General features: G+C 63.5%; 14 protein-coding genes. 7 read left to right on the top strand and 7 right to left on the bottom strand.

The annotated features are described in order from the left end of the window. The first annotated feature begins 30 nt into the window (after positions 1-30). From OVA12_RS21790 to OVA12_RS21775, 4 genes are all read left to right on the top strand, one after another. The gene (locus OVA12_RS21790) at positions 31-1530 is read left to right on the top strand and encodes an ABC transporter substrate-binding protein (RefSeq protein ID WP_268141472.1); all 1500 of its coding nucleotides are present in this window, start codon (positions 31-33) and stop codon (positions 1528-1530) included. 213 nt (positions 1531-1743) lie between these two features. After that, the gene (locus OVA12_RS21785) at positions 1744-2691 is read left to right on the top strand and encodes an ABC transporter permease (RefSeq protein WP_268140736.1); all 948 of its coding nucleotides are present in this window, start codon (positions 1744-1746) and stop codon (positions 2689-2691) included. Next, on the top strand, positions 2688-3509 hold the full coding sequence (locus OVA12_RS21780; protein WP_268140735.1) for an ABC transporter permease: 822 nt from the start codon (positions 2688-2690) through the stop codon (positions 3507-3509). The genes OVA12_RS21785 and OVA12_RS21780 overlap by 4 nt, the downstream gene beginning before the upstream one ends. Further along, entirely contained in the window at positions 3506-5152 is a 1647-nt protein-coding gene (locus OVA12_RS21775) for an ABC transporter ATP-binding protein (protein WP_268140734.1), read from the top strand. Before OVA12_RS21780 ends, OVA12_RS21775 begins: the two co-directional genes overlap by 4 nt. Positions 5153-5242: 90 nt before the next feature. On the opposite strand, the gene OVA12_RS21770 is transcribed toward OVA12_RS21775, so the two are convergent. The 7 genes from OVA12_RS21770 to OVA12_RS21740 all read right to left on the bottom strand — a co-directional run bounded on the left by OVA12_RS21770 (position 5243) and on the right by OVA12_RS21740 (position 15239). Beyond that, positions 5243-5836: a class I SAM-dependent methyltransferase gene (locus OVA12_RS21770; protein WP_268140733.1), complete on the bottom strand. Its 594-nt coding sequence runs from the start codon at positions 5834-5836 to the stop codon at positions 5243-5245. Between the two features lie 47 nt (positions 5837-5883). Further along, on the bottom strand, positions 5884-7056 hold the full coding sequence (locus OVA12_RS21765) for an ABC transporter permease (RefSeq protein WP_268140732.1): 1173 nt from the start codon (positions 7054-7056) through the stop codon (positions 5884-5886). Then, positions 7053-8078 carry an ABC transporter permease gene (locus tag OVA12_RS21760; RefSeq protein WP_268140731.1) on the bottom strand — a complete coding sequence of 342 codons (1026 nt, stop codon included), beginning with the start codon at positions 8076-8078 and terminating at the stop codon, positions 7053-7055. The genes OVA12_RS21765 and OVA12_RS21760 overlap by 4 nt, the downstream gene beginning before the upstream one ends. Positions 8079-8130: 52 nt before the next feature. Further along, positions 8131-10038 carry an ABC transporter substrate-binding protein gene (locus tag OVA12_RS21755; protein WP_268140730.1) on the bottom strand — a complete coding sequence of 636 codons (1908 nt, stop codon included), beginning with the start codon at positions 10036-10038 and terminating at the stop codon, positions 8131-8133. After that, positions 10035-11918 (bottom strand): ABC transporter ATP-binding protein, encoded by a 1884-nt coding sequence (locus OVA12_RS21750; RefSeq protein WP_268140729.1) that lies wholly within the window; start codon positions 11916-11918, stop codon positions 10035-10037. Before OVA12_RS21750 ends, OVA12_RS21755 begins: the two co-directional genes overlap by 4 nt. Before the next feature lie 153 nt (positions 11919-12071). Then, positions 12072-13943 carry an adenylate/guanylate cyclase domain-containing protein gene (locus OVA12_RS21745; protein WP_268140728.1) on the bottom strand — a complete coding sequence of 624 codons (1872 nt, stop codon included), beginning with the start codon at positions 13941-13943 and terminating at the stop codon, positions 12072-12074. Positions 13944-14072: 129 nt separating this feature from the next. Beyond that, complete coding sequence (locus tag OVA12_RS21740; RefSeq protein WP_268140727.1) at positions 14073-15239, bottom strand: CaiB/BaiF CoA transferase family protein; 1167 nt, start codon at positions 15237-15239, stop codon at positions 14073-14075. Positions 15240-15429: 190 nt separating this feature from the next. On the opposite strand from OVA12_RS21740, the gene OVA12_RS21735 reads away from it, so the two are divergent. The 3 genes from OVA12_RS21735 (at position 15430) to OVA12_RS21725 (ending at position 21718) form a co-directional block, all read left to right on the top strand. Further along, positions 15430-16497 carry an SAM-dependent methyltransferase gene (locus OVA12_RS21735; RefSeq protein WP_268140726.1) on the top strand — a complete coding sequence of 356 codons (1068 nt, stop codon included), beginning with the start codon at positions 15430-15432 and terminating at the stop codon, positions 16495-16497. Between the two features lie 58 nt (positions 16498-16555). After that, positions 16556-19198: an aminopeptidase N gene (pepN, locus tag OVA12_RS21730; protein WP_268140725.1), complete on the top strand. Its 2643-nt coding sequence runs from the start codon at positions 16556-16558 to the stop codon at positions 19196-19198. 180 nt (positions 19199-19378) lie between these two features. Next, the gene (locus tag OVA12_RS21725; RefSeq protein WP_268140724.1) at positions 19379-21718 is read left to right on the top strand and encodes a sensor histidine kinase; all 2340 of its coding nucleotides are present in this window, start codon (positions 19379-19381) and stop codon (positions 21716-21718) included.

Genomic DNA, 21718 nt, shown 5'->3' with positions numbered 1-21718 from the left:
GACCGGCCAACCGAGGGGAGAGAGGACATGATGCAATACCGAGGATCGCATCTGCGTGCTGCGGCGCTGGCCGGCCTGTCCGTGCTGGCACTTCTGGCCGCAGGCCCGGCGGAAGCTGCCAAGACCAGCGTGACGCTGGGTATGCGGCTGGAGCCACCGCATCTCGACCCGACGGCGGGCGCTGCCGCAGCCATCGACGAAGTCGTGTTCATCAACCTGTTCGAGGGCCTCACCCAGGTCGACAAGGATGGGTCCGTCAAGCCGGTCCTGGCGGAAAGCTGGACCATCTCTGACGATGGCAAGACTTACATTTTCAAGCTGCGCTCCGGCGTCAAGTTCCACGACGGGTCGGATTTCAACGCCGACGACGTGAAGTTCTCGCTCGAGCGCGGCAAGGCCGCCGACAGCGCCAATGCGCAGAAGGCCAAGTTCGAGCAGATCGAAGCCGTCGAGGTGGTCAGCCCGACCGAAGTCAAGGTGACGCTGAAACAGCCGGTTGGCGACTTCCTGACGTTCCTCGGCACTGGCGATGCCGTGATGGTGGCGCCGGAGACGGCAGCCGAGAACAAGGCCAAGCCAGTCGGCACCGGCCCCTTCCGCTTCGGCCAGTGGGTGCAGGGCGACAAGGTGGACCTGACGCGCAGCCCCGACTACTGGGGAACGCCGGTGAAGTTGGAGAAGGCGACCTTCAAGGTGATTGCCGACAACGCTGCCGCCTTCTCGGCGATGATGGCCGGGGACGTGGACGGGTTCCCGATCTTCAACGCGCCGGAAAACCTGCCGCAATTTGCAGCTGACCCGCGCTTTGCTGTGGTGGTGGGCACGACGGAAGGCGAAACCATCCTGTCGACCAACAACGCGCGCGAACCGTTCTCGAACCTCAAGGTGCGCCAGGCCATTGCCCATGCGATCGACCGCAAGGCGCTGATCGACGGGGCCATGTTCGGCTATGGCACGCCGATCGGATCGCATTTTGCCCCGCATCATCCTGCCTACAAGGACCTGACCTCGACCTATCCGCAGGATCTGGAAAAGGCCAAGGCACTGATGGCCGAGGCAGGGCTGGCCAATGGCTTCAAGGCCACGCTGAAGCTGCCGCCTCCGACTTATGCCCGCCGTGGCGGCGAGATCCTGGCCTCAGATCTCAAGAAGATCGGCATCGAACTGGAGCTGATCCCGCTGGAATGGGCGCAGTGGCTGGAGCAGGTGTTCAAGGGCAAGGATTACGACCTCACCATCGTATCCCACACCGAAGCAAACGACATAAACATCTATGCCCGGGATGACTATTACTTCAATTATAGCAACCCTGAGCTCAAGGCGTTGATGGCGAAACTCGATGCGACCAGTGATCCGGCAGCGCGCAATGAGCTCTATGGCCAGGCGCAGGAGATCATCGCCAAGGATGCCGTCAACGGCTACCTGTTCCAGCTCGCCAAGACCGGCGTGTGGGACGCCAAGCTGAAGGGACTTTGGGAAAATGCTCCGGTGCAGGCGAACGATCTGACCGGCGTGTACTGGGAAGACTGAATTCTGACGCCGCCCCTGGCGCATCCGGCCGGCACCGCGTGGCTGGCCGGATGCCTGACGGGGTGCGCGAACCGAGCGGGCATCCGGGTCTGGGGCGAGACACGGGATGCGGAAGAGACTTGAAAGGCACTGGGGCAGTTACTTGGGCAAGGACATGGGCAGGGACTTGGGGAACCCGGGGTGCGCAACAGCAGCCGGGCGGCGGGAGGCAGCATGGCGCACTTCCTGATCCGCCGGCTGATCAGTCTTGGCCTGACGCTGCTGCTAGCGGCGCTGGTGGTGTTTGTCGTGCTGGAAGTCCTGCCCGGCGACCCGGCACGGCTGATGCTGGGGCTGGAGGCTCGCGAGGACACGGTGCAAGCTCTGCGCGAGCAGATGGGGCTGAACCGGCCGGTCATCGAACGCTTCTTCGTCTGGCTCGGCGGGCTGGCCACCGGCGATCTTGGCGTCAGCTACACCTATTCCGTTCCCGTGCGCGAGTTGGTGGCGGCGCGGTTGCCCGTGACACTGCCGCTGGCGCTGATGGCCCTGACCCTCGCCGTCGCACTGGCCCTGCCCGCCGGCGTATGGGCGGCGAGCCGGCGCGGGCAGACGACCGACACGGGCCTGATGGCGCTGACACAGGTCGGCATCGCCATTCCGAATTTCTGGTTTGCCATGCTGCTGGTCTATGTTTTCGCCGTGACCCTCCGGCTGGTGCCTTCCGGCGGCTTCCCCGGTTGGCAGGCCGGGCCTGGAGCGGCGCTGACGGCCCTGATGCTGCCGGCCATCGCCCTTGCGCTGCCGCAGGCGGCGATCCTGACGCGGGTGATGCGTTCGGCGCTGATCGACACGCTGGGAGAGGACTACATCCGCACCGCCCGGGCCAAGGGCCTCAGCCAGCGGGCAGCGCTGTGGGGCCATGCGCTGCGCAACGCGCTGATCCCGGTGCTGACCATTCTCGGGCTGCAGTTCGCCTTTCTCATCACCGGAACGATCATCATCGAAAACGTGTTCTATCTGCCCGGCATCGGCCGGCTGATCTTTCAGGCCATCACCCAGCGAGACCTGATCGTGGTGAAGAGCGTCGTGGTGCTGCTGGTCGGACTGGTCATTCTCGTCACGTTCCTGGTCGACATCGCCTATGCGCTCGTTGACCCAAGACTGAGGCGGAAGGCATGACGCGGGCGCACACATCCTTCGTCATCGGTGCCGTGATCAGCGGCCTTGTCGCCCTTTCGGCGGCCGTCTCACTGGTCTGGACGCCGCATGCCATCGACACGCTCAATGTGGCGGCCAAGCTGCAGGGGCCATCAGCCGAACATCTTCTGGGCACCGATCAGTACGGCCGCGATCTGCTGTCGATGCTGATGGTCGGCGCACGCACCTCGATTGCGGTGGCGCTGGTGGCTGTCGGCATCGGCCTTGGCGTCGGCCTGCCGCTCGGGCTGCTGGCGGCGCGGCGCGGCGGGGTCCTTGATGAAGCGGTGATGCGCTTCAACGATCTGGTCTTTGCCTTCCCTGCCCTGCTGTCGGCAGTTCTGATCACGGCGCTGATGGGGCCGGGGGCGTTCAATGCGATCCTTGCCATCGGCATCTTCAACATTCCGGTCTTTGCCCGGGTGGCGCGCGGGGCGGCGCTGGCACTGTCCTCACGCGAATATCTGATGGCCGCCCGGGTGGCGGGAAAGGGCGAGGTGCGAGTGACGCTCGAGCATATCCTGCCCAACATCGCCAGCCTTCTGATCGTGCAGGCGAGCATCCAGTTTTCCCTCGGCATCCTGGCGGAGGCGGGTCTGTCCTATGTCGGGCTGGGGGCGCAGCCGCCGCTGACCAGCTGGGGCCGGATGCTGAACGAGGCCCAGACCATGATGGCCTTCGCGCCGCAGCTGGCGCTCTATCCCGGCCTTGCCATCATCATCACCGTGATCGGCCTGAACCTCCTGGGTGACGGACTGCGCGACCTGACGGATCCGCGTCTGCGGCGGAGGACGGCATGAGCCCGCTGCTCGAACTGGACCGGGTGAACCTGTCAATCGGCGCCGTGCCGATCCTGACGGACCTGTCGCTGACGATCGGAACCGGCGAGGTTCTCGGCCTCGTCGGGGAAAGCGGGTCCGGCAAGTCGCTGACGGCGCTGTCGATCCTGCGCCTCCTGCCACATGGGGCAAGGCTCAGCGGCGCGATCTGGCTGGAGGGCCGCGATCTGGTGGGCTTGAGCGAAGCGCAGATGTGCGCGATCCGCGGCAATGCCATTTCCATGGTGTTCCAGGAGCCGATGACGGCGCTGAACCCGGTGAAGACCATCGGCGCGCAGGTCGCCGAAAGCCTCGTGGTGCATGGCAAGGAAGACCGGGCCAATGCAGCGCGCGAGGCCGGACGCCTGCTGGAGCGTGTCGGGCTTTCGGGTGACCGGGTGTCGCCGCAGCGTTATCCGCACGAGCTCTCGGGCGGACAGAGACAGCGTGTCGTCATCGCCATGGCGATGGCCTGCCGGCCGCGCCTCATCATTGCCGACGAGCCGACCACGGCGCTTGATGTGACGATCCAGGCGCAGATTCTCGACCTTCTGAAGGAAATCGTCCGCGAAGACCGGTTGTCGCTGCTGCTGATCAGCCATGACCTGGCGGTCGTTGCCGACATGGCGGACCGGGTGATGATCCTGAAGGACGGCCGCGAGGTGGAGAGTGGCCCCACGACAGCGCTGTTCCGTGGCTTCAAGGCACCCTACTCCCGCGCCCTGATGGCGGCTTCCGCCCATGTTCCGGACCGGCTGGCCGCTCGGGTGCGGCCGCAGACCCGGGATACTCTGCTGGAGGTCAACCGGCTCGTCGTTGATTACAAGCTGTCCGGTCAGGGCCTCATGGCCCAGCTGACCGGCCGGCAAGGACGGCTCCGCGCCGTGTCGGATGTCAGCTTCACAGTCGGGGCCGGTGAAAGCGTCGGGCTGGTCGGGGAGTCCGGCTGTGGCAAGTCGACCCTGGCCCGGACCATCCTCGGCCTGCAATCGCCGAATGGCGGCCATATCCGCATCGACGGGGAAGATCCGCATGGTCTTACCGGCCAGGCGTTGCGCGATCTCCGGCGCAAGGTGCAGGTGGTGTTTCAGGACCCATACGGCAGCTTTGATCCGCGCCAGACCGTTGCAAGGGCCATCGCCGAACCGCTGTATCTGCTGCCGGAGCTCTCGGGCACGGAGAAGCGCCTCAGGGTCAGTGAGGCGCTGGTGTCCGTCGGACTGTCGCCGAAGGACGGCGACAAGTATCCGCACGAGTTCTCCGGCGGGCAGCGCCAGCGCATCGCCATCGCACGCGCACTGGTGACAAAGCCCCGTCTGATCGTGGCCGATGAACCGGTCTCGGCACTGGATGTATCGATCCGGGCGCAGATCCTCGATCTCTTCGCACGCCTGCAGGACCAGTACGGTCTCAGCTATCTGTTCATCTCACACGATCTCAGCGTGGTGCGCGCGATCACCGACACGGTTCTGGTGATGAATGCCGGCGAGATTGTCGAGCGGGGGGCGACCGGTGCGGTTTTCGACGCACCACAGCATCCATACACGCGGCTTCTGGTCGCCTCTGCACCCAAGCTCGACGCCGTCCTGGCGGCGAGAGCCACGCGTGAACAGGTCAACGCATGAAAAAGCGCCGCAGCTTCTGGCTCGAAGCTGCGGCGATTTTGAAACGCAGTCTTGGTGACCGAAAGCGGACCTGGCCGGGAACCGGAAGCCTCAGCGAACGGGCTTGACCAGACGCATGCGCCAGGTGACGCCCTTCTTGTCGGAGACGAGGCGATAGTCGTCGAGGACCTGCCAGCGGCTGGTGTCGTCGGTTGCCTCCCAGAGGCGGGCGATCAGCTTGTTGGCACCAGATTCCGGACGCTTCGGCGAATACATCGACAGGGCGATGACACCATCCTCGGCCAGCCAGGGAATGTAACGGGCGACAACGGCACCCGGATCCTCGGCGAAATGCAGCACTTCGTTGAAGACAATCGCGTTGAAGCGCTCATCCGCAGCCGGCTCGAACGTATGCATGTCGCCCGCGCGCAGCGAGGCAATCGACGGATCGACATTGGCGATCTCAAGCGCCTTCGGGGCAAGGTCGACACCGACATAGTGCTTGAGGCCCAGCGGGGCGAGACGCTCATAGAGCAGACCTTCGCCGCAGCCGATATCCAGAACCTTGTCGAAGGCACGGTTGAGCATCAGCCACATGCCGATGATGCCATAGCGGCCGCTCTCGGGCAGGTCACGCAGGAAGGCCCAGCGGCCAGCTGCGTATTCCTCATCCCAGCCTTCAGCGGTGCTTGCATTCTTCGACATGACACACTCCACGGCCCTGACGGCCTGATCAAACCTGATTTGCCGTTTCACTTATAGGGATCGGCTGCATCACGCAAACCATCACCCAGGAAATTGAAGGCCAGCACGACGATGATGATGGGGATGACCGGCGCCATCAGCCAGGGATAGACCGTCACGACCGAGATGTTCTGCGCCTCGTTCAGCATCACGCCCCAGGACACCGACGGGCGGCGCAGGCCGAGATTGAGGAAGGACAGCGCCGTCTCGCCGAGGATCATGCCGGGGATCGACAGGGTGGCGGAGGCGATGATGTGGCTGGTGAAGCCGGGCAGCAGATGCTTGGAAATGACGCGCGAGGGCTTGGCCCCCATCAGCACGGCAGCTTGCGCGTATTCTTCCTCGCGCAGGGACAAGAGCTTGGAGCGAACCGCACGGGCAAGGCCCGGCCAGTCCAGCAGGCCGAGGATGACGGTGATGCCGAAGTAAATCCACACCGGGTTCCAGGTCACCGGCAGGGCGGCAGAGAGCGCCATCCAGAGTGGCAGCTCGGGCAGCGAGCGCATGATCTCGATCAGACGCTGGATCAGGCTGTCGACCACACCGCCGAAATAGCCGGCGATGCCGCCGAAGAACAGGCCCAGCACGATGGAGATCGCCACACCGACCAGACCGACGGTCAGGGAGAGACGAGCCCCGTAGACCAGTCCGGAGAACTGGTCACGGCCAAGCCGGTCTGTGCCGAGCAGGTAGAACGTACCCCCTTTTGGCGGGCAAACAAGATGGAAATCGGCCTTGAACAGACCCCAGAACTCATACTTGTCGCCGGAACAGAAGAAGCGCAGCGGCATGGGTTTGCTCTCGTCGACCTGATAGGTCCACTGCAGCGTCTTCATGTCGATCTTCGCCTTGAAGGGGTAGACGAAGGGCGTCTTCAGCGCCCCCTCATGGAAGAGGTGCACCCCTTGTGGCGGGGCAAACAGGAACTTGGAGTCGCGGCTGTTCGCCTCATAAGGCGCGATGACCTCGGCAAAGGGAACGCAGAGGTAGAACAGGATCAGCACCACCGCCGACCAGACCGCAACGCGGTGGCGGCGGAACTTCCACCACATGATCTTCCACTGTGACGCCTGGAAGTACCGCTCCTGCTCGGGCGTCAGAGCCCGTGTCACATGCGGATTGAACGGCGTCGGATCGACGAAATGCGTTGCCTCACGCTCGGGCTGCTGCGGCGCGCTCATACCGAGGCCCTCCCGCCAAGCCGGATCCGGGGATCAAGGATTGCCAGCAGGATATCGGACACCAGCATGCCGAACAGGGTCAGGACTGCAACAAACAGCAGGATGAAGCCGGCGAGGAACTGGTCCTGCGACTGCAGCGCGTTGAGCAGCACCGGCCCGACCGTCGGCAGGTTCAGCACCACCGAGACGATGACCGAGCCCGACACGAGCGAGGGGATCAGGTTGCCGATGTCCGAGATAAACGGATTGAGGGCCATGCGCAGCGGGTACTTCATCAGAAGGCGGCCTTCAGAGAGGCCCTTGGCCCGCGCCGTGGTGACATACTGCTTGTGCAGCTCATCCAGCAGATTGGCGCGCAGGCGCCGGATCATCGCGGCCGTTCCCGACGTGCCGATGACGATGGTCGGGACGATCAGATGCGCCAGCACCGACATCGCCTTGTCGACGCTCCAGGGCTGATCGATGTACTGCGGCGCCATCAGGCCGCCGACCGACAGGCCGAACCACTTGTTGAAGAAGTAGAGCAGGATCAGACCCAGCAGGAAGTTGGGCGTTGCAAGGCCGATGTAGCCGAGGAACGTGAAGCCGTAATCGCCCCAGGAATACTGCCGGGTGGCCGAGTAGATGCCGATCGGGAAGGACACGATATAGACGAACAGGATCGTCGCCGCGTTCAGCACAATGGTCAGCGGCAAGGTCGGGCCGACAACAGCCTGCACCGGCTTGTCGAACTCGAACGACCAGCCCCAGTTGCCCTGCAGCAGGCCGTCAAATCCGTGCGGGCCCTGCCACAGGCCGATCCAGATCAGGAACCGTTCGAAAAACGGCCGGTCCAGCGCAAACTCGGCGCGCAGGAATTCCAGCTTGGCGATGGAGGACGCCTCTCCGGTCGAGCGCAGAACGGCAATCTGGTTGGAGATGTAATCCCCGGTCGGCAGCTCGATAATGAAGAAAATGAGAAAGCTGATCACAAGCAGCGTCGGGATCATCGTCAGGATCCGGCGCAGGATGTAAATGAGCATTGGGTCCCCCACGGGTCAGAGGTGACGGGAAGGTCCCGTCACCCTGGCCTAGTCACTTTGCGGCGTTGGCGAGCCAGAATTCATCCATGCGATGAATGCCGAACTGTGCGCCCGGATCCCAGCCGTAGATCGCCTCTTCGGGAACGTTCTCGAGCCCCTTCACGACCACCGGCTGCGGCACTTCAGAAACGAGCCCGATGTGGATGGTTTCATCGGCATGGATCTGCAGGATTTCCTGCCAGATCTTCTCGCGGGCAGCCGAATCCGCAGCAGAGAACCAGCCCTGATACAGCTCCGACAGACGAGCGCCCGGCGCCCAGTCCGGCTTCTCGCCGCCCTTGCCGGCGGTTTCGAGATAGTCGCCCCAGGTGGGCCAGGTCAGCTGGTCGCCACGCGCGGGAACGTAGTCGGTGGGCGGCATGTCGCCGGTCGGGATGCCGTTTTCGAAGCCGGTGCCAACAGACATCACAAGCTCGCCGGCCATGCCACGATCACGGATGACATCGCGCTGGCTGGGCTTGGAGAACAGCTTGACGCCGATTTCCTTCCAGGTCTCGGCCACGAGCTCCAGCGCGTCGATCTCGGTCTGGCTCTCGCCATTGGTCTCGACGATGATCTCGAGCGGGCGTCCGTCCGGCAGCAGGCGAATGCCATCGCCACGGCGCTTCGAAAGGCCGATCTCGTCAAGCAGCGCATTGGCCTTCTCGATGTCATACTCGGCCCAAAGGGTCTTGTACTCGTCCTTGAACAGCGGGCTCATGCTCAGCACGGTGTCATTGCCCGGCTGGCCGAGGCCGAAGAACAGGACGTTGTTGATCATGTCGCGGTCGATGCCGAGCGACAGGGCGTGACGGAAGCGGGCATCGCGCAGCAGTTCGCGCCAGACCGGATCCTTGACCGTCAGGTTGGGCAGCAGCGAGATCTCGGAGCCCTTTGAATTGGGCCACAGCAGCGTGCGGTAGCCATGCTGCTCCTCACCCTGCTTGAGCACGGTGATGTCGGAGAAGGATAGGTTGCGGGCCTGCAGTTCCGCTTCGCCGGCCTGGGTCTTGGCCGGGATCAGCTTGCCGTCGGCCACGGTCATGATGACCTTGTCGACATAGGGCAGCTGCTGACCAGCCGGATCCACCCGGTGATAGAACGGGTTGCGGACGAGGACGAAGCGCTGGTCGCTGTCGGCGGTGCGGCGAACCCACGGCTGCAATGACGGCAGATCCGGGTTCATCGCATTGTACATGTCGTCCATCTTGTTGTGCAGCGGTGCCCAGCCGCGCACCTTCTGCGCCTCGACGCCCTTGGCGATGGCCGCCGCGTCGCCGAACTTTTCGTGGAACTGCTTCAGATAATGCGCCGGACGATAGATGAAGGGCGGGCGCGACAGGGCGAGTTCCGGCAGGAACAGCGGGTTGGCCTGCTCCCAGGTGTAGCGCACCGTCGTCTCGTCAATGACCTCGAACTTCGGTCCCTTGCCGCCAGCCAGAAGGAACGGCGGCAGGCCTGATGGCGTCAGGTCCGGATTGGAGACGACGTCCTCGAAGAAATAGCGGAAGTCTTCGGCCGTAAAGGGCGCGCCATCCGACCACTTGTGCCCCTTGCGCAGGGACAGGGTGAAGATCCGGCCCTCTTCCACCTTCACATCCTTGAGGATGTCCGGTACCAGTTCCAGCTTCTCGTTGTAGCCGACGAGGCGAGCGTAGCCCCAGACATTGATCAGGCGCACATCGCGGGCCCGGCCGATCAGGGTGTTGACCGTGCCGCCGGCGACGCCGAGCTTGCGGCCGCGGGACTCCAGATCCACGATCAACGGCTCGGCGGGAACGCGCTCAGCCACCGGCGGCAGGCCGGCGTAGCCCAGCGCATCGAGGCCAGAGGTTTCCTTGAGGTCCAAAGCCAGCGCCCCCGCGCTGAAAAGGCTCGCCACAGCAAGGGCGGACAAGCCAGCGGCCGACCAGAGTTTCATGCGGCAGTCTCCTGTTCGGCTCCGGCAAGGCCGGGCGCGCAGACAAAATGATTGGGTTCAAGTTCGACAAGCGTCGGGGCAATCCCCTCACCGATACGGAAGGGCTCTGGCCAGGACGACGGGTCGGATGCGCGCTGCGCGCCGAGTGCGTTGAAATCGAGCGGCGTATCGAGGCTCGGCTCGGGCACGGCGGCCAGCAGGGCGCGGGTGTAGGGATGTAGCGGATTGGAGACAACCGCCCGCGTCTCGCCCAGCTCGACCAGCCGGCCACGGCACATGACCGCGATCCGGTCCGCGATGCAGTCGACGACGGCCAGGTTGTGGCTGACGAACAGATAGGTCAGGCCGAGGTCACGTTTGAGATCCTGCAGCAGATTGAGGATCTGGGCCTGCACCGACACATCAAGCGCCGAGGTCGGCTCGTCGCAGAGGATGAACTCGGGGTTGAGGGCCAGCGCGCGGGCAATGCCGATGCGCTGGCGCTGGCCGCCGGAGAAGGAATGAGGATAGCGGCGCAGGTAGCGGGCATCGAGACCAACCAGGCGCATCAGCTCGCGCACCCGCTCCGCGCGTTCGGCAGCTGTGCCGATGTTGTGGATCAGCAGCGGCTCGGACAGGCTTTCGTTCACCGTCATGCGCGGATTGAGCGAGGAGAACGGATCCTGGAAGATGAACTGCGCCTTGCGGCGGAAGTCCATCAGTGCGTCCCCCTCGAGCTTGGCCACGTCGCAGGCAGTCTTGCCGCCATTGTAGTGGATGCTGCCGGAGGAAACCGGGATGGCGCGCAGGATCGCCTTGGCCAGCGTCGTCTTGCCGGAGCCGGACTCGCCCACCAGTCCAAGGCACTCGCCTTTGCGGATGGTGAGGTTGACCCTGTCCAGCGCGGTCATCGAGCGGGCCTTGCCGCCAAACAGGCTCCCCTTGCGGATGGAGAACAGCTTGGAGACGTCCTTCACTTCGACGAGCGGAGCGCCGGGAGCCAAGGTGGACGTCTCGGTGGCGGCGCTGCGGATGCTCGAGGTGTCCACGGTGATCGGCCGGATCGGCACGAGCCGCTCGGACTTGTCCATGGCAAAGCGTGGTACGGCGCTGAGCAAGGCCTTGAGGTAGTCATGCCCGGGGTTTTCGAAGAGCGCTCTGGCGCTGCCCTTTTCCATGATCCGGCCGTGGTAGATCACCACCACCTCGTCCGCCATGTTGGCGACGACGCCGAAATCATGGGTGATCATCAGCACCGACATCTCAAGCTCGGACTGCACATCCTTGATCAGCTTGAGGATTTCAGCCTGGATCGTGACATCGAGCGCCGTCGTCGGCTCGTCTGCGATCAGAAGGGCCGGGCGGCAGATCAGCGCCATCGCGATCATCGCGCGCTGACGCAAGCCGCCTGACAGCTCGAAGGCGTAATTGTCGAGCGCCCGCGCCGGGTCCGGAAACTGGACGAGCCGGAGCATCTCCCGCGTCAGTTCCCGCGCTTCGCCGGGGCCAACGCCGCGATGCAGCCGGGCTGCCTCGCCAATCTGGTCGCCGATGGTGTGGAGCGGTGACAGCGACGTCATCGGCTCCTGGAAGATGATTGCCACCTTGTTGCCGCGAAGGTGGCGCATACGGGCACCCTTGCGGTCGAGGGCGGCGATGTCGACCGGGCCATCCTTGCCGGTCGGGTCCGCGAGGATCACCTCACCGCCGGCAATGCGCGCAGCCGAAGGCAGCAGACCCATGATGGTCTGTGAGACCACGGTCTTGCCCGATCCGGACTCCCCAACCAGCGCAACCGTCCGGTTCTGGGGGACAACAAAAGACACGTTGTCGACGGCGCGGGTAACGCCTTCGTCCGTGTGGAAATCAACGGTCAGACCATTGATCGAAAGAACATTCACGCTTCGTCCCTCCCCCAAGAGACTGTTGGTGAAATAGGCAATAGCGCGGCAGAAGCCCAGGACACAACAACCAATACCAGACGCACCGTTCGCCCGACAGGCGAAATGGCGCTTCTGTGATCGGTATCACACAGAGCTGGGGGAGAAAAACGCCTATTCCGCAGCCACTTGACCGGAGGTGTCCTGAAGCAGGTCAGGATCTGCGTCCGCATCCAGCTTCCAGACTTCGACATCGCCGGTACGGCCACGGAGGCGATGCACGCCGACCGGTGCGCAGGCACAGCCGGGCGGAAGACGCGTGATCGTGTCCTCGCTCGCCAGGATCACCACCTCGTCCTGAGGTGCAACCTCACGGCCCAGCGACTGCAAACGCTCGCAAACGTTCACCGCGTCGCCAACGATCGTGTAGTTCCAGCGATCAAGCGCGCCGACATTGCCGACCACCACCGATCCTGAGTGCAGTCCGATGCGCAGGCGCATGGCAGCGCGGCCAGCGGCGAGCTGCTGCTGGTTCCAGGTCTTGATGGCCTGACTGATCCGCTGGGCTGTCCTGACAGCGGCAACCGCATGGTCTAGCCGCGCGTCGGGTGCGCCCCAGAAGGCAAGCATGCCGTCGCCGATGAACTTGTCGACCGTGCCGCCTTCGCTTTCGACAGCCTCGACCAGCAGGGCGAAATGCTCGTTGAGGAGTTCCGCCGTTTCGGCTGCCGTCAGGCTCTCCGATACGGCGGTGAAGCCGACGATGTCGCTGAACAGCATCGTCAGTTCAGCCTCGCGTGCCTTGGCGGCGCGATCGATACCAAGGCGCATCAGCTTGCGGAACAGCGAGCGCGGCACGTAGGTGTTCATGGCCTTCAGACCGATGACCATGGCGTTGAAGGCCAGAGCCACCTGATCAACTTCCTTGACGCGACTGCGCGGCAAGGGGGTGACATCATCGAGGGCGAGACGTCCGACATGCTCCGCCTGCTGGGCGATATCCCGGAGTGGCCGAGACACGCGGCGGCCGAGCCAGATTGCCAGCAGAACAGCCACAACCATCGCGCCGAACCCAACCACTGCCGAGCCCGACAAGCGGCGGATCTCACGCGAAACGGACGTGCCGCGGAAGTACTGGCCAATGATCCAGGGCGTCTTGCTGTAGCCGGTGATCGGCACGCGCATCAGGATGAATTCTTCGTCATTGGCATTGATGCCCAGGACCTCGATCCCGAGATCGGCAGCCTTCTGGAAGGTCGAGAAGTGTTCGCCGGTCGCGATCCCGGCCAGAACCGGATCGCCGAACTCTGCGACTGGCGAGGGAACGCCCTTGCCGGGCGAACCACCGGTCAGCAGCAGATGTTGGTCGGAATGAACGATGAGATCGCCCTCACCGGTGATGATGAAGGTTGTCGCGTCAGGTCCTTCATCCAGTGCACGAACCGCATCCCCGAGGCTGCTCATCGACGTTGCGGCGGTCAGATAGGCAACCGGTTCGCCGCCCTGCACGATCGGGACGGTCACATTCGCGAAAACACCAGATTCGTTGGTGACAAGAGGGCCCCAGACAGGGCGCGAACTGGGCATGATCTCCGGCAGCGCGTGTTTGATGCCTCCTGGAACATCTGCAGCGCGGCGGAACGGCCAGAGCTTGCCGTTCGGCGCCTTGTAGACCCCGTAGGTGTCGCCCGTAGGCTCGGTGATCAAAAGGACGGTAATGCGGGAATTTGCGGCAACGGCTGCCGAGAGGTCCGCAAGCACGCTGTCCTTGTTGGCCAGGTCGATCTTGCCCTCGTCCAGGAGAACCTTCAGCGCGGCAACCGCCTCTTCCATCTGGTCGAGATAGCCGCGAACCTGACGTTCCATGCTCTGGATGATGAGGATTGCCTTGTCATTCAGCAGCGAAAACGTGTTCTGGATGTTCGCCTGGACCATCATGAACAGAACGAGCGAAACCGCCACGCCAACCAATAGGCCAAAGCCGAGGCTGACGATACGCGTGAGGGGAATCTGGCGAAGGCCCAGAAAGCGCGGACGCGCTGCCATGCTCTTGCTTATCCTCTCTTGCCATTCCTGTCAGACAGGCGGCCACCCGGCGACCTGTCCTTGGAGAGTTGTTCCGATTTGGCCACCAAAGCAACCACCCTGCTTGTAACAGGCTGTCATTGCGGCACTCTAAACGTCGAGGCTGGCACGGATCGCCGGACCATCCTCATCAAGGCGAGGCGCCGCCCGTTCCAGCACAAGCGATGCATTGCGGAAGCGGATCGGCGTGCGCACGGAAGGCACCTGGCCAGCCGCAGCAGCCTCGGCCGGCAGTTCGAGTTTCATGCCCCGATGCAGCACTTGGGGATCCTCGAACACATCCGCAACGGTGTTGATCGGACCAGCCGGTACGCCAACAGCTTCCAGACGAGCCAGCAGGTCGTCGCGTGTCAGTGTCACCGTCAATGCGGCGAGTTTCGGGACGAGCGTGTCACGCGATGCAACTCTTGCACTGTTCGTTGCAAAGGCCGGGTCAGTTGCCAGATCATCGCATCCCAGGAGCCCGCAAAGCCGCTGGAACTGGCCATCATTGCCGCAGGCGATGATCAGATGCCCGTCGGAAGCCGGAAACACCTGATATGGCACGATGTTGGGGTGAGCGTTGCCCATCCGGCGCGGAGCCTTGCCGGAAATGAAATAGTTCTCGGCCTGGTTCGCCAAAATACCGACCTGTGAGTCAAGGAGGGCCATGTCGATGTGCTCCCCCTCCCCGGTCAGATCCCGGCGGCGCAGCGCCGCCAGAATGCCGATGACGCTGTAGACACCCGTGAAGATGTCCGCAATCGCAACACCGACCTTCTGCGGCTCGCCATCGGCCGGGCCCGTCAGGTCCATGCAACCGCCCAGCCCCTGGATCATGAAGTCATATCCGGCCCGGTGGGCATAAGGGCCATCCTGGCCAAACCCGGTGATCGAGCAATAGATCAGCTTCGGGTTGATGTCCTTGAGGCTGTCGTAGTCGAGGCCGTATTTGGCAAGACCACCGACCTTGAAGTTCTCGATGAGAATGTCGGTATCGGCCACCAGCCGGCGGACCAGGTCCTGTCCTTCCGAAGTGGTGAAATCCACGGCAATCGACCGCTTGCCACGATTGCAGGCGTGATAATAGGCCGCATCTGGCTTTCCGCCGTCCAGGGCCTCGACAAAGGGAGGGCCCCAGGTGCGCGTGTCATCCCCTTGCGGGCTTTCGACCTTGATGACATCCGCGCCGAGATCCGCCAGCGTCTGTCCGGCCCAGGGGCCGGCGAGGATGCGAGCAAGTTCAAGAACCTTGATGCCTTCGAGAGGTGCGCGCACGGGGTGCTCCTTCGCGATTCATTGCCTGGACACGAGTTTTCCTTCCTGTTGCGATAGCCTTCCGCGTCCGCACGCGCAAACAAAACCACGTGTTCAGCCGCAGCGTTCAGGCTTGCCCCGCAACAACCCGCTCTGGTAGGGCTATCCTGACGCTACTCCTGTCACAATTTTCAATCCGGATTGCCTCGCCATGTTCAAGAAACCGACCCTGACCGAGGACATCCGCTCCCTCGTCGAGCGCACCGCAGAGCTGCTGTTCGACGGTCGCCTTCGTCTGACACGAGGAACCGGCCAGCCCAACATCAACCCGATGTGGGCGAAGACCAAGGACATCGAGTTCCTGCATTACAACGTGAAGAACATGGGCTATGCGCTGGCCCGCAAGCTGGCGTCCGAGCTTCCCGTTCGCACGGATCTGAAGCCGATGAAGGTGGGTCTTGAGTGCAAGGCATCCACCCAGGCCGATCTGGAATCCGACTGGGCCGCCTATTGGGCCGGCCGTCTGCATATCCCGATCTTCTACCATCGCAAGCTCTGGGAGTTCGTTTATGTGCTCCAGGCGTTCCATGACCATGGCATGATCCAGCCCGGCAAGCGCGGCCTCGGTTTTGGCTGCGGCGAGGAGCCGATCCCCTCGTTCCTCGCCAGCGAAGGCGTCGACGTGCTGGTGACCGATCTGCCGCCGGACAATGAGGCCGCGAAAGTCTGGTCAAAGACGAACGAGTATGTGACGTCGGTTGAAAAGGCCTACCGCGCCGAACTGGTGTCGCGCGAGGCCTTTGAAAAGCACATCAGCCTTCGTTATGTCGACATGAATGCCATCCCCGATGACCTCACCGGCTTCGACTTTACCTGGTCGATCTGTGCGCTCGAGCACCTTGGCAGCCTGAAGCACGGGCTCGACTTCATCGAGAACTCCCTGAAACCGCTGAAGCCCGGCGGTCTTGCCGTCCACACGACCGAGTTCAACTTCATGAACGACGGCGAGACGCTCGACAACTGGGTGACGGTTCTTTACCAGCGCCGGCATTTCGAAGACCTCGCCGCGCGTCTCACCGCAAAGGGTCATCGCGTGCGGCCGATGAACTTCGATATCGGCAAGGCACCGATGGACCAGTTCATCGACATCCCGCCCTATGTCAACGACTGGCCGACGATCCTGACCCAATGCTGGACCGATGGTGCTCCGCACATGAAGCTGTCGATCGACGGGTTCGCGTCCACCTGTTTCGGTCTGATCATCGAAAAGGGGGCATGACGGGCGTCATAAGTCCGGATAAGCCACAGCCGACCGAACACTGCCGCAGGAGTACATCATGGCGACCCAGGACCAGAGCGTCGTGCGACTGGAAGACTACCAGCCGCCGGCCTATCGCATCGATGCGGTCGGGCTTGATGTGCACCTGCACCCGGCCGAAACCCGAGTGACGGCCAAACTGGCAATCCATCGGGCTGCAGCCACTGCACCCGGAACACCGCTGACGCTGGACGGCGACGGACTGCAGCTGGAGCGCGTGGAGATCGCCGGGCAAGCCCTGCCCGCATCCGACTATGCCGTCACCCCGTCGTCCCTGACGTTGCACGAGCCGCCGTCGACGCCTTTCGAGCTGGTGCTTGAAACCCGGCTGAACCCACAGGCCAATACCGCACTGATGGGCCTTTACCGATCCTCAGGCACCTATTGCACGCAGTGTGAAGCGGAAGGGTTCCGGCGGATCACCTATTTCCTCGATCGCCCAGACGTATTGTCCGTCTACACGACCCGGATTGAAGCCGATGCGGCAGAGGCTCCGGTCCTGCTTGGCAACGGAAACCTGGTGGAGAGCGGCAAGATCGAAGGGACCGGGCGGCATTTCGCCGTCTGGCATGATCCACACCCGAAGCCGGCCTATCTGTTCGCCCTCGTCGCAGGCAATCTTGCGAGCATCAAGGACCGCTTTGTCACCGCCTCAGGCCGCGCTGTCGAACTCGGCATCTATGTCGAGCCGGGCAAGGAGAGCATGTGCGACTGGGCGATGGACTCGCTGAAACGCTCGATGACCTGGGATGAACAGGTTTTCGGCCTCGAGTATGACCTTGAAGTCTTCAACATCGTCGCCGTGTCGGATTTCAACATGGGCGCGATGGAGAACAAGGGCCTCAACATCTTCAATGACAAGTTCGTGCTGGCGGACCCGGAAACGGCGACCGACCAGGACTATGCCCATGTCGAAGCCGTCATCGCGCATGAGTACTTCCACAACTGGACCGGCAACCGCATCACCTGCCGCGACTGGTTCCAGCTCTGCCTCAAGGAAGGGCTGACCGTCTTCCGTGATCAGGAGTTCAGCTCCGACATGCGCTCGCGTCCGGTCAAGCGCATTGCCGACGTGCGCCTTCTGAAATCGCATCAGTTCCCCGAAGATGCCGGTCCGCTGGCCCATCCGGTGCGCCCGCGCGCCTACCGCGAGATCAACAACTTCTACACGGCCACTGTCTACGAGAAGGGGGCTGAAGTTGTCCGCATGCTGAAGACCCTTCTGGGCGACGCGGACTTCCGGGCCGGCATGGACCTCTACGTTTCCCGGCACGACGGCGACGCCGCGACAATCGAGCAGTTTCTGGCCTGTTTCGCAGAGGTCAGCGGCATGGACCTGTCCCAGTTCGCGCTGTGGTACGATCTGGCCGGCACACCGCGCATCGATGCCGTTCCGGCGCATGATCCTGCAACGGGCACCTTGTCCCTCACCCTGACGCAAACGCTTGGGCCGACGCCAAACCAGCCGGACAAGCCGGCGATGCTCATCCCCGTACGCATCGGCTTCATCGGTGCCAACGGCGAGGAGCTGGAGGTGCGCCCGCGCGGCGCAGACCAGGTGCGCTCTGACGTCCTGCTGCTGAGCCAGCGAAGCCAGACCTTTACCTTTGAAGGGCTGCCATCACGCCCGGTTCTGTCGCTGCTGCGCGGATTTTCCGCCCCCGTCACGCTCAACGCTTCCCAGTCGCCTGCCGACCTCCTGTTCCAGCTCAGGCACGACAGCGATCCTTTCAACCGCTGGCAATCTGCTCAGGATCTGGCGACACGGGAACTGATGCGGCTCTACGCTGCCCTGCGGAGCGGGGACGCGGTCACCGCCGACACCGCGCTGGTTGCAGCCATCGGCGAAGTGCTGACCAATGAGGCACTCGACCAGGCTTTCCGCGCGCAGGTGCTGAACTTGCCCGGTGAAGCAGATCTCGCACGCGAAATCGGCAAGGACGTGGAGCCTGACCATATCCTCGCGGCGCGCCGCCTGCTGCGCGCCGCGATCGGGTCAGCCCACGCCCGGCAGTTTGCGGACCTTGCCGAAACCCTCGGCCGCAAACCGTTCTCCCCCTCCGCGGCGGATGCCGGCGAACGGGCCCTGAAAGGCCTCTGCCTCGGATACCTCGCTGTCTCAGAACAGAACGACCGCGCAGCAATCGTTACCCGCCATGCCCGCGAAGCGGACAACATGACAGACCGGCTGGCCGCGCTGACCGTGCTGGTGCACGAACGCCTTGATGGTGCTGATGATGCGCTCGCGGCCTTCGAAGCGCGCCACGCCGGGCACGCGCTTGCCATGGACAAGTGGTTCACCGTTCAGGCCACGAGCCCGCATGCCGCAACGCTGACGCAGGTGGACACCTTGACGCGCCATGCCGCCTTCGACTGGAGCAACCCGAACCGTGTGCGTGCCCTTATCGGGGCCTTCTCCACGGGCAACCAGTCGCAGTTTACCCGGGCGGACGGGGCAGGTTTCGTGTTCCTGGCGGATGTCGTGGAGCGCCTCGACCAGCGCAATCCGCAGCTCGCCGCAAGGCTCGTCTCCGCCTTCCGTTCCTGGCAGGCGCTGGAACGCGGACGCGCCAGCCTCGCCGAGGCTGCACTCTCGCGAATTGCGGCATCAGCAATTCTGTCGAGAGACACCCGCGACATCGTCGAGCGCTGTCTGGCATAAGAGTCCGTTTTCAAGGACTTAGCAAAACGTTAACGCGACCCGTCAAACTGAACGGATCGCGTTAACCAAAAATTTCCGCGCGCCCACTGGACAAAACGGAGTCTGTGGATTCAAATGACCTTGATTCGGGTGTAACCATTTACCGGATCAAGCATTTTCAAGACAATCGGGACACGACCGATGGCGCGGGCTTTTGCCGGCAGCGCGTCCATGCGACGCCTTGCCCAGATCACAGCTGGAAAGAAAAGCGGCACGCTGACCGGGCATATCCGCCTGCTCGCGCAGCCGACCTACCAGCGCCTGCTGCGCACGGAGCCGCTGTTCCGCCGCCTGATCCCGATCCTCTGCCTCGTCTTCATCGCCAGCCTCGCCGTCTACCGTGTCCTCGAACTGTCCTATGACTACCAGGACGTCGAGCTGCAGGCCCGCGACGAGATTTCGCTCATCGCCTCTGTCCTGTCGGCCCGCATCGGCTCGGAAGAGAGCCAGTTGCCGGACGTCGGCTATCGCTCGGCGCTGCAACGGGTTCTGGCCGACGCCCTGCCGGCCGGCGCAACAGGCGAAGGACGCGTGATCCTGGTGACGGATCCAACCGGCCTGATCGTTGCCAGCGCCCCACTCCAGACCGAATACGAAGGCCAGATGATCGGCGAGGTCTTCGGACCTTCGCAGCCATTGACCGTCTTCGGCGCACGCGCGGGCGTTCTCACGATCAACAAGGATGGCGGAAATCCGGCGCTTGCCACAGTGCATCATCTCAGCGGACGTCTCGGCATGGTCGCCGTCATGCAGCCGGAGAAAGACATTTTCGCCGAGTGGCGCGGCGATGTTTCGGCAAACGTGACGCTGTTTGTCGGCACTGCGACGGTGCTGCTGGTCCTCGTCTATGGCTTCTTTTCGCAGGCGACACGCGCCGAGCAGGCCGATGACATCTATGCGGCGACACGCGCCCGGATCGACACCGCCCTCACCCATGGCCGCTGCGGCCTCTTTGACTGGGATCTGGCGCGCGGGCGCGTCTTTTGGTCCGCGTCCCTTTACGACTTGCTGGGCCGCGAGCCCAAGGACGACATCCTTGGCTTTGGCGAGATCTCCGACCTGACCCATCCGGACGACATCGACCTCTATGCCCTGGCCGAAAGCCTGCTGACGTCTGGCGAGACCACGGTCGACCGCATGTTCCGGATGCGTCATGCCAATGGATCCTGGGTGTGGTTGCGCGCCCGCGGCGAAGTCCAGATCGAGCCGGGCCGCGGCGAGCCGCATCTCATCGGCATCTGCATCGACGTCACCGAGCAGCACGTGCTGGCCGAGCAGAGCCGCACCGCAGACCTGCGGCTGCGCGACGCCATCGAGACGATTTCCGAAGCCTTCGTGCTCTGGAACTCCGACAATGAGCTCGTCATCTGCAACTCCAACTATCAGTCGCTGCACAACCTTCCTGAAACGGCCGTTCGCGCAGGCACGCCTTACGCCAAGGTGATGGCGGCCGCGCGCAACTCGCACATAACGACGATCCCCGCCCGCAGTCCGGCCCCGGCCTCCGGTGTCAATGCCAGCTACGAGGCACAGCTTGACGACGGTCGCTGGCTGCAGATTTCCGAGCGACGGACAAAGGACGGCGGCTTCGTGTCCGTCGGCACGGACATCACGGCGCTGAAGCGGCAGGAAGAGCGGCTGATGGAGAGCGAGCGGCGTCTGATCGCGACGATCTCGGATCTGCGCAAATCGCGCCAGACGCTCGAGATGCAGGCGCAGCAACTGGTCGAACTGGCCGAGAAATACGCTCAGGAAAAGACCAACGCCGAGAACGCCAACCGTGCTAAGTCCGAGTTCCTGGCCAACATTTCCCACGAACTGCGCACGCCGCTGAACGCCATCATCGGCTTCTCCGACATCATGGACAAGGCGATGTTCGGGCCGATCGGCTCCAATCGCTACGCTGAGTATTGCCGCGATATCTATGACAGCGGCACCTATCTGCTGAACGTCATCAACGACATCCTCGACATGTCGAAGATCGAGGCCGGCCGGATGGACATGAGCGTTGCAGCACTGGACGCCGGGACCGTTGTCGAGGAAGCCATCCGCATCATCCGCGCACCGGCCCAGGAAAAGTCCATCGAGGTCACCTGCTCGATGCCGCAGGGTCTTGTCGTCGCCGCCGACCGCCGCGCCTTCAAACAGGTCCTTCTGAACCTCCTGTCCAATGGCGTGAAGTTCACCCCGGACAGCGGCCACGTGCGCCTCGTTGCGAGCCAGCGCGGCGGCATGGCCCGGTTCGAGATCCAGGACACGGGCATCGGCATCCGCAAGTCGGATATCGAACGGCTGGCGCAGCCCTTCGTCCAGGTCGAGAACCAGTTCACCAAGACCCACAAGGGCTCAGGCCTCGGCCTCGCCATCGCCCGCTCGCTCATCGAGCTGCAGGGCGGAGCACTGGCGATCCAGTCCATCCCGGGTCAGGGCACCACTGTGACCTTCACCCTGCCCCTCGCCCAGGAAGCCCACGCCGCCTGA

It is taken from the genome of Pannonibacter sp. SL95 (genome assembly GCF_026672425.1).
GTDB lineage: Bacteria > Pseudomonadota > Alphaproteobacteria > Rhizobiales > Stappiaceae > Pannonibacter.
The sequence above is the reverse complement of the archived record's forward strand: the minus strand, read 5'-3'. Positions and strand labels throughout refer to the sequence as shown.